Origin of the sequence: Pseudomonas migulae, assembly GCF_024169315.1 — a bacterium.
In the GTDB taxonomy this organism is placed as follows: domain Bacteria; phylum Pseudomonadota; class Gammaproteobacteria; order Pseudomonadales; family Pseudomonadaceae; genus Aquipseudomonas; species Aquipseudomonas migulae_B.
The window spans coordinates 536,055-550,867 of record NZ_JALJWR010000001.1 but is presented as its reverse complement, the minus strand read 5'-3'; the positions used below and the strand labels follow the sequence as shown (position 1 = coordinate 550,867).

Sequence of the window (14,813 nt, the reverse complement as noted above, 5' to 3'; positions counted from 1 at the left end):
CGATGAGTACCGAAGATAAACGCGTTCGCGAATTTGCCTATCAGATCTGGGAGTCGGAAGGAAAACCCGAGGGCCAGGAAGCCCGTCATTGGGAAATGGCTCGCAAACTGGCTGAAGCCGAAGCCCTGGCGCCGAAGAAATCACCGAAGGCTGCCGGCAGCAAGACCGCCACCGCCAAACCGGCAGTCAAGGCGGATAGCAAGCTCAACGGTCAGGCCGATGGCAAGGCTGCTGCATCGAAAGCCAAGGCCAAACCGGCGGCCGCTGCAAAAGTAACCCCGCCGGGTGAAAAAGCCGCAGAGAAAAAACCGCGCACCACGAAAAAACCACCCGCGGTTTGACGCTTTAACTCATTGCGCTTGAATGAACTCGTGGCGAGTCCTCTCGCCACCGTGGGCGCGCTCGCCCACAAAAACACGAAAAACTGTAGGAGCGAGGCTTGCCCGCGAAACCCGCGAAAGCGGTGTTTCAGTCAACCGTTGAATCGTCTGACACGCCGCCTTCGCGGGCAAGCCTCGCTCCTACAAGAACTCCCATTTTTGCAGGAGCACCTATGACCAGTCCGAAAAAATCCGCGCCAGAACCTCAAGCCGAGGCTTCGCGAATCCGTGAAGGACTGCCCTTCCCGCTGGGCGCCACCTGGGATGGTCTGGGGGTCAACTTTGCGTTGTTTTCCGCCAACGCGACCAAGGTCGAGCTGTGCATTTTCGATGACGCCGGCGAAGTCGAACTGGAACGCATCGAGCTGCCGGAATACACCGACGAGATTTACCACGGTTACCTGCCCGACGCCCATCCGGGGCTGATCTACGGCTACCGCGTCTACGGTGCCTATGACCCAGCCAACGGCCACCGCTTCAACCACAACAAACTGCTGATCGACCCTTACGCCAAACAACTGGTCGGCCAGTTGAAATGGTCCGAAGCGCTGTTCGGCTACACCATCGGCCACCCCGACGCCGACCTCAGCTTTGACGAGCGCGACAGCGCGCCGTTCGTGCCCAAATGCAAAGTCATCGACCCGGCGCACACCTGGGGCCACGACCACCGTGTCAGCGTGCCTTGGGACAAGACGATCATTTATGAGACCCACGTGCGCGGCATCAGCATGCGCCACCCTTCCGTCCCCGAGAACCTGCGTGGCACCTTCGCCGGGTTGATGGTCGATGACGTGCTCGAACACATTCGCAAACTCGGGGTGTCGAGCGTGGAATTGCTGCCGATTCACGCGTTTGTGAATGACCAGCATCTGTTACACAAGGGCATGACCAATTACTGGGGCTACAACAGCATCGCGTTCTTCGCCCCGGACCCACGCTACCTGGCCAGCGGCAAGATCGCCGAGTTCAAGGAGATGGTCGCGCACCTGCACGAAGCCAATCTGGAAGTGATCCTCGACGTGGTCTACAACCACACCGCCGAGGGCAACGAACAAGGCCCGACCCTGTCCATGCGCGGCATCGACAACGCCTCGTACTATCGCCTGATGCCCGACGACAAGCGCTTCTACATCAACGATTCCGGTACCGGCAACACCCTCGACCTGAGTCACCCGTGCGTGCTGCAGATGGTCACCGACTCCCTGCGCTACTGGGCCACGGAAATGCATGTCGACGGTTTCCGCTTTGACCTGGCGACCATTCTCGGGCGCTACCACGATGGCTTCGATGAGCGTCACAGTTTCCTCGTCGCCTGCCGCCAGGACCCAGTGCTGCGCCAGGTGAAGATGATTGCCGAGCCGTGGGACTGCGGTCCCGGTGGGTATCAGGTCGGTGGCTTTCCGCCGGGCTGGGTCGAATGGAACGACAAGTTCCGCGACACCGTGCGTGCGTTCTGGAAAGGCGATGACGGTCAACTGGCCGACTTCGCCAGCCGCATGACGGCGTCGGGCGAGATGTTCAACCAGCGCGGTCGGCGGCCGTACGCGTCATTGAACTTCATCACCGCCCACGACGGTTTTACCCTCAACGACCTGGTGTCCTACAACGACAAACACAACGAAGCCAACGACGAGAATAACCAGGACGGCAGTAACAACAACCTGTCCTGGAACCACGGCGTCGAAGGCCCTACCGACGATCCCGAGATCAACGAACTGCGCCAGCGGCAGATGCGCAACTTCTTCGCCACGCTGCTGCTGTCCCAAGGCACGCCGATGCTGGTGGCCGGCGACGAGTTCGCCCGCACCCAGGAGGGCAACAACAACGCCTATTGCCAGGACAGCGAGATCGGTTGGGTCAATTGGGACCTGAGCGAAGACGGCAAAGCCCTGCTGAAGTTCGTCAAACGCCTGATCAAGTTGCGCCTGGCCTACCCGATCCTGCGTCGCGGACGGTTCCTGGTGGGCAATTACAACGAGGACATCGGCGTCAAGGACGTCACCTGGCTCGCACCGGACGGCAGCGAGATGAGCATCGAGCAATGGGAAGAAGCCCACGGCAAATGCCTGGGCATGTTGCTGGATGGCCGTGCACAAGAAACCGGGATTCGCCGCAAGGGCGGTGACGCGACCTTGCTGCTGGTGGTCAACGCGCACCACGACATCGTCAACTTCACCTTGCCCGAAGTCCCGGACGGCGGTTTCTGGACCTGCATGATCGACACCAACCAACCGTCGATTCGTGGCCAGGAACGCTTCGAGTTCGGTCACGAATACTCCGTCACCGGCCGTTCGCTGCTGCTGTTCGAATTGCAGCACGAGGAAGAAGAGTGAAATGGACCTACAGGCTTTTCTGCAACGACAGTCAGCGGACTACGCCGATACACGCGCGCTAGGCCAGTGCTTGCGGGAATTGGTCGAGGCCGGTCTCGATCAGCTTCCGCTGCCGGGCAGCGGCCGCACACTGGAGCGCTTTCAGCGACTGGCCGAGGTCGGCGGGCATGATCTGGGGTTGTGCAAGTTGTACGAGGGGCATACCGATGCCTTGGCGATCATTCAGCAACTCGGCGGTTCGCCCACGCCGTCCAGCACGTGGGGGATGTGGGCTGCCGAGCCGCCGGACGCGCGGGTGCGGGTCAGTCCTCAAGGCCAGATGGTCGCGCTGAACGGGCGCAAGGCCTGGTGCTCGGGCGCGGCGGTGTTGAGCCACGCGTTGCTGACGGCGTGGGATGAACAGGACCGCCAGCAGTTGGTCGCGGTGGCGCTGGATCAGCCCGGCGTGAGCATCACCGATCAAGGCTGGCAAGCGGTGGGCATGGGCGCCACCGGCAGCGTTGAAGTGCTGTTCGACGGCGCCGAGGCGCAGGCCATCGGCAACCCCGGCGACTACCTGCAACGCCCTGGCTTCTGGCAAGGCGGGATCGGCATTGCGGCGTGCTGGTACGGCGCGGCGCAAAGTCTCGCCGAACGTCTGCGCAGTCACTGCACCCATCGCGAAGAACCCCACGCCCTCGCCCACCTTGGCGCCGTCGACAGCGCATTGCATGCGGCGGCAACGGTGTTGCGATTCAGCGCATTGAGTATCGATGCCGCCCCACAGGAAGACGCCGAACGCCTCGCTCGCCGCGCCCGGGCGGTGGTGGAAAATGCCGTCGAACAGGTGATCCGGCACGTCGGCCACGCCCTCGGTGCCGGCCCTTATTGCAAGGACCGACAGTTCGCCCGACTGATGGCCGACCTGCCGGTGTTCCTGCGCCAAAGCCACGCCGAACGCGACCTCGCCGCGCTCGGCCAGCACGTCATCAAAGGAACATGGACGTTATGAAAACCAACCCTATTGTCGGTCAAGGCACACCTTTGCACCTGTGGCAAACCTCCAGCCACCTGGCGCAACTGCCGGTGATCGACATCCTTGATCTGGTGCCGGAGGGTTCCCGGGCTGTGATCATCGCCCCGCACCCGGACGACGAAGTGCTCGGCTGCGGTGGTTTCCTGCAATTGCTCGCCGCCGCCGGGCGGCCGATGCAACTGATCTCGGTCACCGACGGCAGCGCCAGCCACCCCGGCTCCCGACGCTGGCCGGTCGAGCGCTTGAGCGCGGTCCGTCCGCAAGAATCCGTCGAAGCCTTGCGCCGGCTCGGTCTGCCATTACACAGCCTCAAATGGCTGCGCGGCGGGTTCGCTGACAGTCAGGTCGCGGCGCGGGAATTGGAATTGGCTGAATTCATCGAGCGTCACCTGCGTCCCACCGACGTGATCTTCACCACATGGCGCGAAGACGGTCATTGCGACCATGAGGCGGTTGGGCGCGCCAGTGCCGTGGCGGCGAAACGCGTTGGCGCAACGGTGCATGAACTGCCCGTCTGGACGTGGCATTGGGCAACCCCCGAAGACAGCCTGGTGCCGTGGCCGCGTGCGCGAAAAATCCTCCTGGCCCCGCCGCTGGTCGCGCGCAAGCGTCATGCCATTCACGCCTTCGCCAGCCAGCTGGAAGGCGACCCGCACATCGGCTTGCCTCCGGTGCTGGCGCCGTATGTGCTCGACCGATTGCTGCAACCGTTCGAGGTGGTGTTTCTATGAGTGTCGAGGATCGCTATTTCGACGGATTGTTTGCCGGCAACGATGATCCGTGGGCCTTTCGGCAGCGCTGGTACGAACAACGCAAACGCGCGATCACCCTCGCGGCGCTGCCCCGACCTCACTACCGCGCCATCTTCGAGCCGGGTTGCGCCAACGGCGAACTGAGCGCTGACCTGGCCAGCCGTTGCGATCGGCTGCTGTGCTGCGACACCGCAGCCGCCGCCGTGACGCTGGCCCGGGCTCGCCTGAGCCTGTTCGATCACGCCGAAGTGCGCCAAAGCCGCTTGCCCGCCGACTGGCCAAACGAACGGTTCGACCTGATCGTGCTCAGTGAAGTCGGTTACTACCTGGACGCCGATGACCTCAGGCAACTCATCGAACACGCGGCACAGTCACTGACCGCTGACGGCCAGTTGCTGGCCTGTCACTGGCGTCCGCCTATCGATGGCTGCCCGCTGAACGCCCGGCAGGTCCATGACTTGCTGCACGAGCATTTGCACCTGCCACGCCTGGTCCTGCATCAGGAAGCCGATTTCCTGCTGGAACTCTGGAGCCGCGAACCGCGCTCCGTGGCGGCGCTGGAGGGCTTGCGATGATTGGCATTCTGATCCCGGCGCACAACGAAGAAGCCTTGCTCGAAGATTGCCTGCAAGCCGCATTGCGCGCGGCACAACACGAGCTGCTGGACGGTGAGACGGTCGAGGTGCTGGTGGTGCTCGACAGTTGCACCGATCGCTCGTCCGACATCGTCGACAGTTACCCGGTGCACTGCCTGGAAATCGACGCGCGAAATGTTGGCCAGGCCCGCGCTGCGGGCGCGCGGTTTCTGCTGGAGCGCGGGGCGCGCTGGATTTCCTGCTCCGACGCCGACAGTCGCGTCGCCCACGACTGGCTGGTGGCGCAATTATCGCTGGAAGTGGACGCGGTGTGCGGCACGGTCACCGTGGAGACGTGGGATGAGTCCTTCAGTGAATCGGCACAGATTCGCTATCACCAGCACTATCAGAACCGTGAAGGACACCGGCACATTCACGGTGCCAATCTCGGGGTCAGCGCCGACGCCTACCGGCTTGCCGGCGGTTTCGAACCCCTGGCGTGCGATGAAGACGTGCAACTGGTGCGACAACTCGAACGCTGCGGCGCGACGATTGCCTGGAGCCGGCGCCCTCAGGTCCTCACCAGTGCCCGCCTGGACAGTCGGGCCCGGGGCGGCTTCGGTGACTACTTGCGCGATCTGGTGCAGGCCGGATAAAAAACCGATCGGATCGAACATCGACGCGACGAATAGCCGTACTTGAGCAATACTCTGCTCGCTGCAATCCAGGGTTCGGAGCGCGGCATATTGCTATCACTCGAACAAGGACGTAGCCCGATGAAATCAGTTTCCATCAGCGACAGCAGCCCGTCAGCGCAAGTCTGGAACAGCGCTCTTCAGCTGGACAATGTTCCAGTTATCAACACGCAGACCCTGGTCCCCGCCGGCGCGCGCGCGGTGGTGATCGCGCCGCATCCCGGTGACGAAGTCGTGACCTGCGGCGGTCTCCTGCAATTGCTCAGTACCCTTGGCCATCCCCTGCAATTGATCTCGATAACCGACGGCAGCGCCAGTCATCCGGGGTCGCAGCAGTGGTCGGAGAAACGCCTCAGCGTGTTTCGCCCCCAGGAAAGCGTCGAAGCCTTGCGCCGGCTCGGGTTGCCGATGCACAGCCTGAAATGGATTCGCGGCGGTTTTACCGACAACGCCCTGGCCGAGCGCGAACTTCAATTGACCCAGTTCATTGCCCGCTACCTGCGGCCGGGCGATGTGGTGTTCACCACCTGGGCCGAGGACGGTAATGTCGACCATGAAACCGTCGGCCGCGCCAGCGCCAAAGCCGCCGCCTCGGTCGGCGCCGCGTTCAACGAAATGCCCGTCTGGGCCTGGCACTGGCCATCGCGTGACAGTGGATTGATTCCCTGGCATCGCGCACGCAAGGTCCGTCTCGATACCTGGACCGTCGCGCGCAAAAGCCACGCCACTCACGCTTATGCCAGCCAGCTCGACGGTGAACCGGCCATCGGTATCGCCCCGCTGCTGCCACCGGTGCTGCTTGAGCGTATGCGGTTGCCGTATGAAATCGTGTTCGTCTGAACTACACCTATCCAATGTGGGAGCGGGCTTGCTCGCGAAAGCGGTCGGTCATCCAACAATGATGCCGACTGAACGATCGCATTCGCGAGCAAGCCCGCTCCCACAGGGGATGGAGTTATATTCGAACTGAACTGCCCGCGCCGGTTTCAGTCGCATACATAGGCAACCCTGATTCAGAGGAGTGAACGTGACCAATGATTCCAGGCCGCAGGCCGTCGACTCGGTGCCGTTGAACACACCACCGGAGATTCATCGACTGCGTGTGTTGACCGTCAACACTCACAAGGGGTTCACCGCGCTCAACCGACGCTTCATTCTCCCGGAACTGCGTGAGGCGGTACGCAGTACGTCGGCGGACCTGGTGTTCCTGCAGGAAGTCGTCGGTGAACACGAGCGCCATTCTTCCCGTTTCAACAATTGGCCGCAGACCTCGCAATACGAGTTTCTGGCCGACAGCATGTGGAGCGATTTCGCCTACGGGCGCAACGCGGTGTACCCCAATGGCCACCACGGCAACGCCCTGCTGTCGAAGTATCCGATCCGCGAATACCGCAACCTCGACGTCTCGATCACCGGGCCCGAACGCCGCGGACTGTTGCATTGTGTGCTGGACGTCCCTGGCCACGCCGAAGTCCATGCGATCTGCGTCCACCTGAGCCTGCTGGAAAGCCATCGCCAGTTGCAGCTCGAATTGCTCTGCCAACTGCTGGAATCATTGCCCGCCGCAGCCCCGGTGATCATCGCCGGCGACTTCAACGACTGGCAGCTCCAGGGCAACACCGCCCTCGCCCGTCGTGACTACCTGCACGAAGCCTTCGAGCGCCACCATGGTCGTCCTGCCAAAACCTATCCCGCACGGTTTCCGTTGCTGCGCCTGGACCGGATTTACCTGCGCAACGCCAGCAGTCACGAGCCGCGGATATTGGGCAGCAGGCCGTGGACGCATTTGTCGGATCATTTGCCGTTGGCGGTGGAAGTCCATCTGTAGCTCTTCCTCGCAGCCTCCTCATTTTCGCAAGCATTATTGACAGCAATCTGCTGGGATTTTGCTTGGATGTCTCGTCGGCCGGTTCGGTCCATGTACCGATTGTCGGCTGCCAAAACGCCTCTGGATCGCGGCTTCCACGATGATTTTTCGTACAAACAAGAACTTAGATAATCACTGAAAAACAATTAGTTGCATTGGCTAATTTCAATATACCGCTCATCGTTCATTTTCTTGACGCGAGGCTGTGAGTCTTCTTAGCTTCACCGTACTACCCCCGGAAGTAACACCTGAGGCAACCCCCCCAGACACCCGTGAAAACGGGCGGGCCAAGGCTTGCCCCACGCCATCGGTCGCCCCTCAATCGGGGTAGGAGAGACGCCAGAGCGAGATACCACATGCGACTGCAAGGTAGACCTCCATGAAAACTTCCTTCACCCCACAAGAGATCAAAGTCACTCTATGCACGGTCTCGAGTTCACTCCTGCTGTGCTCATCCATGGAAGTGCAGGCCTCGCCTGCCGAGGAAGAAACAGCCCCCTGGTATGACCAGGAGGCCCCGGCGCTTACCTTGCCCGCGCTCGCATCAACCTACCCCGGCCGCTTCAGCGCCAACCCTGATTTGCGAAGTTCACACCTGACGATCGAAGACGCTGCGCCTTCGGCCTGGGATCAACTTTACGGACAGGCGTCGCGCCAGGCTCAAACCGATTACCAGTCCCAAGGCTTCACGCTCCCCGGCGCCAATCAATTCAAAGGTCCGGCGATCCTCACCCTGCAAAGTGGCAGCGGCCATACCCAGCAGTTCGGTCTGATCGGCGGCACCAGTCAGTTCCAGAGTAACGGCAACGGCCTGCTGACCAGTCGCGCCCTCGCCGCCCCCAACACCGACACGCTTAACCTGCAAGGCCAGAGCCTCGGCGCCTACTACAGCCTGACCGGCCCTCAAGGCTGGCACGTGGATTTGACGGCCAGTGGCGGTCGGGTCAACGGCATCAGCCGCAGCGAACAAGGCGCCCGGCAAGTCACCGAAGGCAGCGCAGTCACCTTCTCGGTGGAAGGCGGCTTTCCGATTGGCCTGAGCGACAACTGGGTCGTCGAACCCCAGGCGCAGTTGATCAATCAGCGAATCACGCTGGATACGCCCTATGCAGGATCGGGAAATGCCTCGTCCAGCGACCTGAGTTCCTGGAGCGGCCGGGTCGGTGCGCGATTGAAAGGTAGTTACGACATCAACGGCCTCGCGGTTGAACCGTATGTGCGGACCAACTTGTGGCACACGGTGTACACCGGCAATACCGTGACCCTCGATCAGGTCGACAAGATCAGCAGCAGCCGCTACTCATCAACCGTCGAAGTGGGGTTGGGGCTGGTGGCCAGAGTGACGCCCGCCGTGAGTCTGTACTTCAGCGCCGATTACAGCAGTGATGTGGATGACAATGATTTGAATGGGTTGATTGGCAGTCTGGGTGTGCGGATGCGGTGGTGAGCGTGAGTTTTCGAGAAATGTGTTGTCTGGGCTGACGCCATCGCGGGCAAGCCCGTTCCCACACTGGATTCATGTGGGAGCGGGCTTGCCCGCGATAGCAGCGCGTCGGTACTAGATCAACCCTCCGGCCGCAACATCAACACTGCCAACGGCGGCAGATTCAGCACCAGCGACAACGCCTGGCCATGGCTCGCCTCTTCCTCGGTAAACGCCCCGCCACTGTTGCCGTAATTCGACCCGGCATACATCGCCGCATCACTGTTGATCACTTCAGTCCAGCGCCCGGCAAACGGCACGCCAATCCGATAGCCCTCACGCGGCACCGGCGTAAAGTTGGCCACCACCAACACCGGCCGACCCTCCTTGCTCCAGCGCATAAACGCATAAACGCTGTTGATCGCGTCATCGCCAATCAACCACTGGAACCCTTGCGGCGCGTCGTCCTGATCATGCAAGGCCGGTTCTTCGCGGTACAACCGGTTCAGGTCGCCGACGAGTTTCTGCACGCCTTTGTGTTCCGAATACTGCAGCAGGTACCAATCCAGCTGCTGATCGTGATTCCACTCGCGCCACTGACCGAATTCGCAGCCCATGAACAACAGTTTCTTGCCCGGATGCGCCCACATGAAGCTCAGGTACGCCCGCAGGTTGGCGAATTTCTGCCAGCGGTCACCGGGCATCTTGTCGATCAGCGAGTGTTTGCCGTGGACCACTTCGTCGTGGGAGATCGGCAGGATGAAGCGTTCGGACCAGGCATACACCAGGCCGAAACTCAGTTCGTTGTGGTGATGGGCGCGGTATACCGGATCCTGCTGGATGTAGTGCAGCGAATCGTGCATCCAGCCCATGTTCCATTTGTAGTCGAAGCCCAGGCCACCCTGTTGCGTACTTTGGCTGACCCCGGGCCACGCCGTGGATTCTTCGGCGATCACCAGTGCGCCGGGCGCTTCGAGGTTGACCACGTCGTTGAGGTGGCGCAGGAAGTCGATGGCTTCAAGGTTTTCCCGACCGCCGTGACGGTTCGGCACCCATTCGCCGGCCTTGCGTGAGTAATCGCGGTACAGCATCGACGCCACCGCATCGACGCGCAGGCCGTCGACGTGGAAATGCTTGAGCCAGTGCAGCCCCGAGGCCAGCATGTAGCCGTGCACTTCGGTGCGGCCGAGGTTGTAGATCAGGGTGTCCCAATCCTGGTGGAAGCCTTCCTGCGGGTTGCCATATTCGTACAGCGCGGTGCCGTCGAATTGCGCCAGACCGTGGGTATCGGTCGGAAAATGCGCCGGGACCCAATCGAGGATGACGCCGATGTCGGCCAGGTGGCAGGCGTTGACGAACGCCGCGAAATCATCCGGCGAACCGTAACGGGCACTCGGGGCAAACTGTGAGAGCAGTTGATAGCCCCACGAGCCGCCGAACGGGTGTTCCATGATCGGCATCAGTTCAATGTGGGTGAAACCCAGTTCCTTGACGTACGGAATCAAGCGTTCGCCCAGCTCATGCCAGGTGTACTGGCGGGCCACTTCGCCCAGATCGTCGAGCTCGCATTGCCAGGAACCGGCGTGCAATTCGTAGATCGACAGCGGCGCGCTGGGGTTCGAACGCTCGACCCGGGCCTGCATCCACTCGTGGTCCTGCCAATCGATCTTCAACGGTGAAGCGACTTTCGAGGCGGTGTCCGGCGGCAGAGCGGTGGCCAGCGCCATCGGATCGGCCTTGAGCGGCAGAATGCCGTGGGCGCCGAGGATCTCGTATTTGTAGGCTTCCCCCGCCTGCATGCGCGGGATGAACAACTCCCAGACCCCGGTCGGGTGACGCAAGCGCATCGGGTGGCGACGGCCGTCCCAGTTGTTGAAATCACCGACCACCGACACGCGCTTGGCGTTCGGAGCCCACACGGCGAAACGCACACCATCGACACCGTCGACATTTTTTAGCTGCGCGCCGAGGCAACTGCTCAAGTCTCGGTGATTGCCTTCGGCGAACAGGTACAAGTCCATTTCACCGAGCAACGGACCGAAGCTGTAAGGGTCTTCGGAAACCTGCTCGCCGCCCGCCCAACGGGTGCGCAACACGTACGGTTGCGCCCGATCGAAATGCCCGACAAACAACCCGGGCGTTTCGGTGGCCTCAAGCGTGCCGAGTTCTTCCCCGGAATCCTTGGCCAACACCTGCACGCTCAGCGCGTCTGGCAGATAAGCCCGAATGAATTGGCCGCCGGCGTCGTCGCCATGGGGGCCGAGAATTGCAAAGGGGTCTTGATGCTGGGCGCGTACCAGCGCGTCGATGTCCCGCGATCTGGGCAGTAACGCCTCTTTAGCGTGACCCTGTTCCTTGTTCGAGAAACTCATGACTACTCTCCACCAAGATCGGAAAAGGGTTTAAGCCCACTCAATAATCCATATAAACCGTGCAACGGCACGGGCAACCAGGTGGGCCGATTTTCTGCTTCATAGGCCACCTCATACGCTGCTTTCTCCAGACCGAACAACGCCAGCGCGGCGTCCTCGCCTTCCGGATCTTGCCACGCATGAGCAAGACTAGCTGCCGCCAGCCGATAAGCGTCGACAAATGCCTGTTTCGCTTCATTTAAATAGCGGTCCGACACCCGCTGCCGTGCTGCCTGGGCATCGGCGGTGTTATCGACGTTGTGCACGTTGATCGCCATGGCCGCCGCGTAGTCGAACGAGCGCAAGACGCCGCTGACATCCTTGTACGGGCTGTGCTTGCCGCGCCGCTCGGCGAGTGGCCGGGCCGGCTCACCTTCGAAGTCGATCAGGTACGCATCGCCCTTGATCACCAGCACTTGCCCCAGGTGCAAGTCGCCATGGACACGAATCCGCAAACCACCGGTCGCTTTTTTGCCCAGTTCCTGGACGTGGCTGAGGATGGCTTTTTTGTTGTCCAGTAAACGAGTGACCAGGGTTTTGTCCGCGGGGTTCAGTTCGCTTTGATGTTGCTTGAGCAACTTCAGCGCGTGCTCCAGTTGCGCGGCGACATCCTTGGCCGAGGCCAGGGCATCTTTTTGCGTGGTGACCTGCGGGGCAAAGTCCGGGTTGTCCGTGGGGGCTGCCAGCACCTGATGCATTTCCCCCAGGCGTTGACCGAGCATCCCGGCGAAGTCGCGCAGTTCGCCGAGGGCGTTGTAATGCTGTTCCTGCTCGGACATGGCGTCGGCGAGCTCGTCGCGCAATGCCCGTTCGAGGTTGTTCTGCGTCCATTCCCAGGCATCGCCCTGATTGCTCAGATAGCCTTGGGCGATCATCAGCAGATTGTCCTCGCCCTTGGCATCGCGGCGAACCACCGATCCCAGCAGCGGGGAGATATTGGCGAAACCCGCATCGGTCAGGTAGGCGCTCATTTCCAGTTCCGGGTGAACGCCCGAGGCAACCTTGCGGATCAGTTTGAGCACCAGGCTGCTGCCGATCACTACCGAGCTGTTGGACTGCTCGGCCGACAAGTAGCGGACTTCCGATTCTGCTGTCAGACCCAGCCTGGCCAGTTCGGCAGTCGGTTCGAAGCGGATCTCGCCGCCGTCGGACGGCAGCACGGTGTTGTCCTGCATGCCTTGCAGCACGGCGCGGATGAAGTTTTCGAGGCTGAACGCATCGGTGATCAAGCCCACCTGCGGACCGCGCCGCACGCGAGACAGCGCCAGTTGCTGCGGCAACGCCGGGCCCACCTGATCATCCGCAATGAAGCCGAACGGCAATTGGTAGCGACTGGTCTGGCCGCCGCTGGTGACTTCGATTTCACTCAGCAGCACCGGATGCAGCGCATCACCGAAGCGCACGCCGTAGGCCAGGTTGACTTGCTCGATGGCCGCGTCCTTGCCGGCGAACCAGCGGCGGTTTTGCAGCCAGTTTGGCAGGATGCCCTGCTCAAGCGTGCCGCGTGACGGCGCTTCGAGCAGTTCTTCCATGCGTTTTTTCAGCACCAGGGTGGTGAAGTCCGGCAGGCTTTGCGCCGGTTCTACGTGCCAGCTAGGCATTTGATTCTCCGCTGCGAGTCCGAACCAGTAGAAACCGTAAGGCGCCAGGGTCAGGAGGAAATTCAACTGGCCGATCGGCGGAAAGGCGTTACCGCCCAGCATCTCCACCGGCACCATGCCGACGTAAGCCGACAGGTCCAGTTCCGCCGCTTGCGCACTACGGGACACGTTGGCCACGCACAGAATGATCTCGTGCTTGCCATCCGCCCCGGTGAATTCACGGGTGTAGGCCAGAATCCGTCGGTTGCTCGGCGACAGCATTTTCAGCGTACCGCGCCCGAACGCCTTGGACTGTTTGCGCACCGCCAGCATGCGCCGGGTCCAGTTGAGCAGCGAATGCGGGTCGCCGGCCTGGGTTTCGACGTTCACCGACAGGTAACCGTATTGCGGGTCCATGATCGGCGGCAGCACCAGGCTGGCCGGATCGGCGCGGGAGAAGCCGCCGTTACGGTCGATCGACCATTGCATCGGCGTGCGCACGCCATCGCGGTCACCGAGGTAGATGTTGTCGCCCATGCCGATTTCATCGCCGTAGTACAACGTCGGTGTGCCGGGCATCGACAGCAGCAGGCTGTTGAGCAATTCCACCCGTCGACGATCGCGCTCCATCAACGGTGCGAGACGGCGGCGAATCCCCAGGTTGATCCGCGCCCGACGGTCGGCTGCGTAGTAATTCCACAGGTAGTCGCGCTCCTTGTCGGTGACCATCTCCAGGGTCAGCTCATCGTGGTTGCGCAGGAAAATGGCCCACTGGCAGTTGGCAGGGATTTCCGGGGTCTGGCGCAAAATGTCGGTGATCGGGAAGCGGTCTTCCTGGGCCAGCGCCATGTACATGCGCGGCATCAAAGGGAAGTGGAAGGCCATGTGGCATTCGTCGCCGTTGAGGCCTTTGGCATCGGTGTCACCGAAGTACAGCTGCGTGTCTTCCGGCCATTGGTTGGCCTCCGCGAGCAGCATGCGGTCGGGGTAATTGGCGTCGATTTCAGCGCGAATCTGCTTGAGGACGTCGTGGGTCTCGGGCAGGTTTTCGTTGTTGGTGCCGTCCCGTTCGATCAGGTACGGAATCGCGTCCAGCCGCAAACCGTCGATGCCCATGTCGAGCCAGTAGCGCATCACCGACAGCACGGCCTTCATGACTTGCGGGTTATCGAAATTCAGGTCCGGCTGGTGTGAGTAGAAACGGTGCCAGAAGTACTGGCCGGCGACCGGGTCCCAGGTCCAGTTGGACTTCTCGGTGTCGAGAAAGATGATGCGCGTGCCGTCATATTTCTGATCGTCATCGGACCAGACGTAAAAGTCCCGCGCCGCGGAGCCGGGTTTGGCTTTGCGCGCTCGCTGGAACCAGGCGTGCTGGTCCGAGGTGTGGTTGATGACCAGCTCGGTGATGACCCGCAAGCCACGCTTGTGGGCTTCAGCGATAAAGCGCCTGGCATCGGCCATGGTGCCGTAATCGGAATGCACGCCACGGTATTCGGCAATGTCGTAGCCGTCGTCGCGCCGTGGCGACGGGTAGAACGGCAGGAGCCAGATGGTGTTGACACCGAGATCGGCAATGTAATCGAGTTTGGCGATAAGACCGGGAAAGTCGCCGATCCCGTCGTTGTTGGAGTCGAAAAACGACTTAACGTGAACCTGGTAGATCACTGCATCCTTGTACCAGAGCGGGTCCTTGATAAAGGTGGCAGCCTTGGGTTTCTTCGCCATTTGAAACTCCTGTTGAATTCAATAAAGCCCCCCGCCGAAGGAGGCTCTTTTGTGGCG

11 protein-coding genes are annotated in these 14,813 nt (G+C 61.5%); 9 read left to right on the top strand and 2 right to left on the bottom strand.

What is annotated here, in order from left to right:
• Nucleotides 1-2 precede the first annotated feature (2 nt).
• The 9 genes from J2Y86_RS02520 to J2Y86_RS02480 all read left to right on the top strand — a co-directional run bounded on the left by J2Y86_RS02520 (nt 3) and on the right by J2Y86_RS02480 (nt 9,064).
• Nucleotides 3-341 (top strand): DUF2934 domain-containing protein, encoded by a 339-nt coding sequence (locus J2Y86_RS02520; RefSeq protein WP_253427870.1) that lies wholly within the window; start codon nt 3-5, stop codon nt 339-341.
• Nucleotides 342-553: 212 nt separating this feature from the next.
• The gene (gene glgX / locus J2Y86_RS02515; protein ID WP_253427868.1) at nt 554-2,713 is read left to right on the top strand and encodes a glycogen debranching protein GlgX; all 2,160 of its coding nucleotides are present in this window, start codon (nt 554-556) and stop codon (nt 2,711-2,713) included.
• Nucleotide 2,714: 1 nt separating this feature from the next.
• Nucleotides 2,715-3,704 carry an acyl-CoA dehydrogenase family protein gene (locus tag J2Y86_RS02510; protein WP_253427866.1) on the top strand — a complete coding sequence of 330 codons (990 nt, stop codon included), beginning with the start codon at nt 2,715-2,717 and terminating at the stop codon, nt 3,702-3,704.
• Nucleotides 3,701-4,459, top strand: a complete 759-nt coding sequence (locus J2Y86_RS02505; protein WP_253427864.1) for a PIG-L deacetylase family protein — start codon at nt 3,701-3,703, stop codon at nt 4,457-4,459. Before J2Y86_RS02510 ends, J2Y86_RS02505 begins: the two co-directional genes overlap by 4 nt.
• Nucleotides 4,456-5,055 carry an SAM-dependent methyltransferase gene (locus J2Y86_RS02500; RefSeq protein WP_253427861.1) on the top strand — a complete coding sequence of 200 codons (600 nt, stop codon included), beginning with the start codon at nt 4,456-4,458 and terminating at the stop codon, nt 5,053-5,055. Before J2Y86_RS02505 ends, J2Y86_RS02500 begins: the two co-directional genes overlap by 4 nt.
• Nucleotides 5,052-5,711 (top strand): glycosyltransferase, encoded by a 660-nt coding sequence (locus J2Y86_RS02495; protein WP_253427859.1) that lies wholly within the window; start codon nt 5,052-5,054, stop codon nt 5,709-5,711. Before J2Y86_RS02500 ends, J2Y86_RS02495 begins: the two co-directional genes overlap by 4 nt.
• Before the next feature lie 120 nt (nt 5,712-5,831).
• Entirely contained in the window at nt 5,832-6,590 is a 759-nt protein-coding gene (locus J2Y86_RS02490) for a PIG-L deacetylase family protein (protein ID WP_253427858.1), read from the top strand.
• 187 nt (nt 6,591-6,777) lie between these two features.
• Entirely contained in the window at nt 6,778-7,578 is an 801-nt protein-coding gene (locus J2Y86_RS02485; protein WP_253427857.1) for an endonuclease/exonuclease/phosphatase family protein, read from the top strand.
• A gap of 418 nt (nt 7,579-7,996) precedes the next feature.
• Nucleotides 7,997-9,064: an autotransporter outer membrane beta-barrel domain-containing protein gene (locus J2Y86_RS02480; protein ID WP_253427856.1), complete on the top strand. Its 1,068-nt coding sequence runs from the start codon at nt 7,997-7,999 to the stop codon at nt 9,062-9,064.
• 116 nt (nt 9,065-9,180) lie between these two features.
• Here the strand turns inward: J2Y86_RS02480 and glgB are convergent, their stop codons facing one another.
• Both glgB and treS read right to left on the bottom strand, forming a co-directional pair.
• A complete protein-coding gene (gene glgB / locus J2Y86_RS02475; protein ID WP_253427855.1) occupies nt 9,181-11,412 on the bottom strand; it encodes a 1,4-alpha-glucan branching protein GlgB in 2,232 nt (743 codons plus the stop codon).
• A 2-nt stretch (nt 11,413-11,414) separates the two neighbouring features.
• Nucleotides 11,415-14,756: a maltose alpha-D-glucosyltransferase gene (gene treS / locus J2Y86_RS02470; protein WP_253427854.1), complete on the bottom strand. Its 3,342-nt coding sequence runs from the start codon at nt 14,754-14,756 to the stop codon at nt 11,415-11,417.
• Between the last annotated feature and the right edge of the window lie 57 nt (nt 14,757-14,813).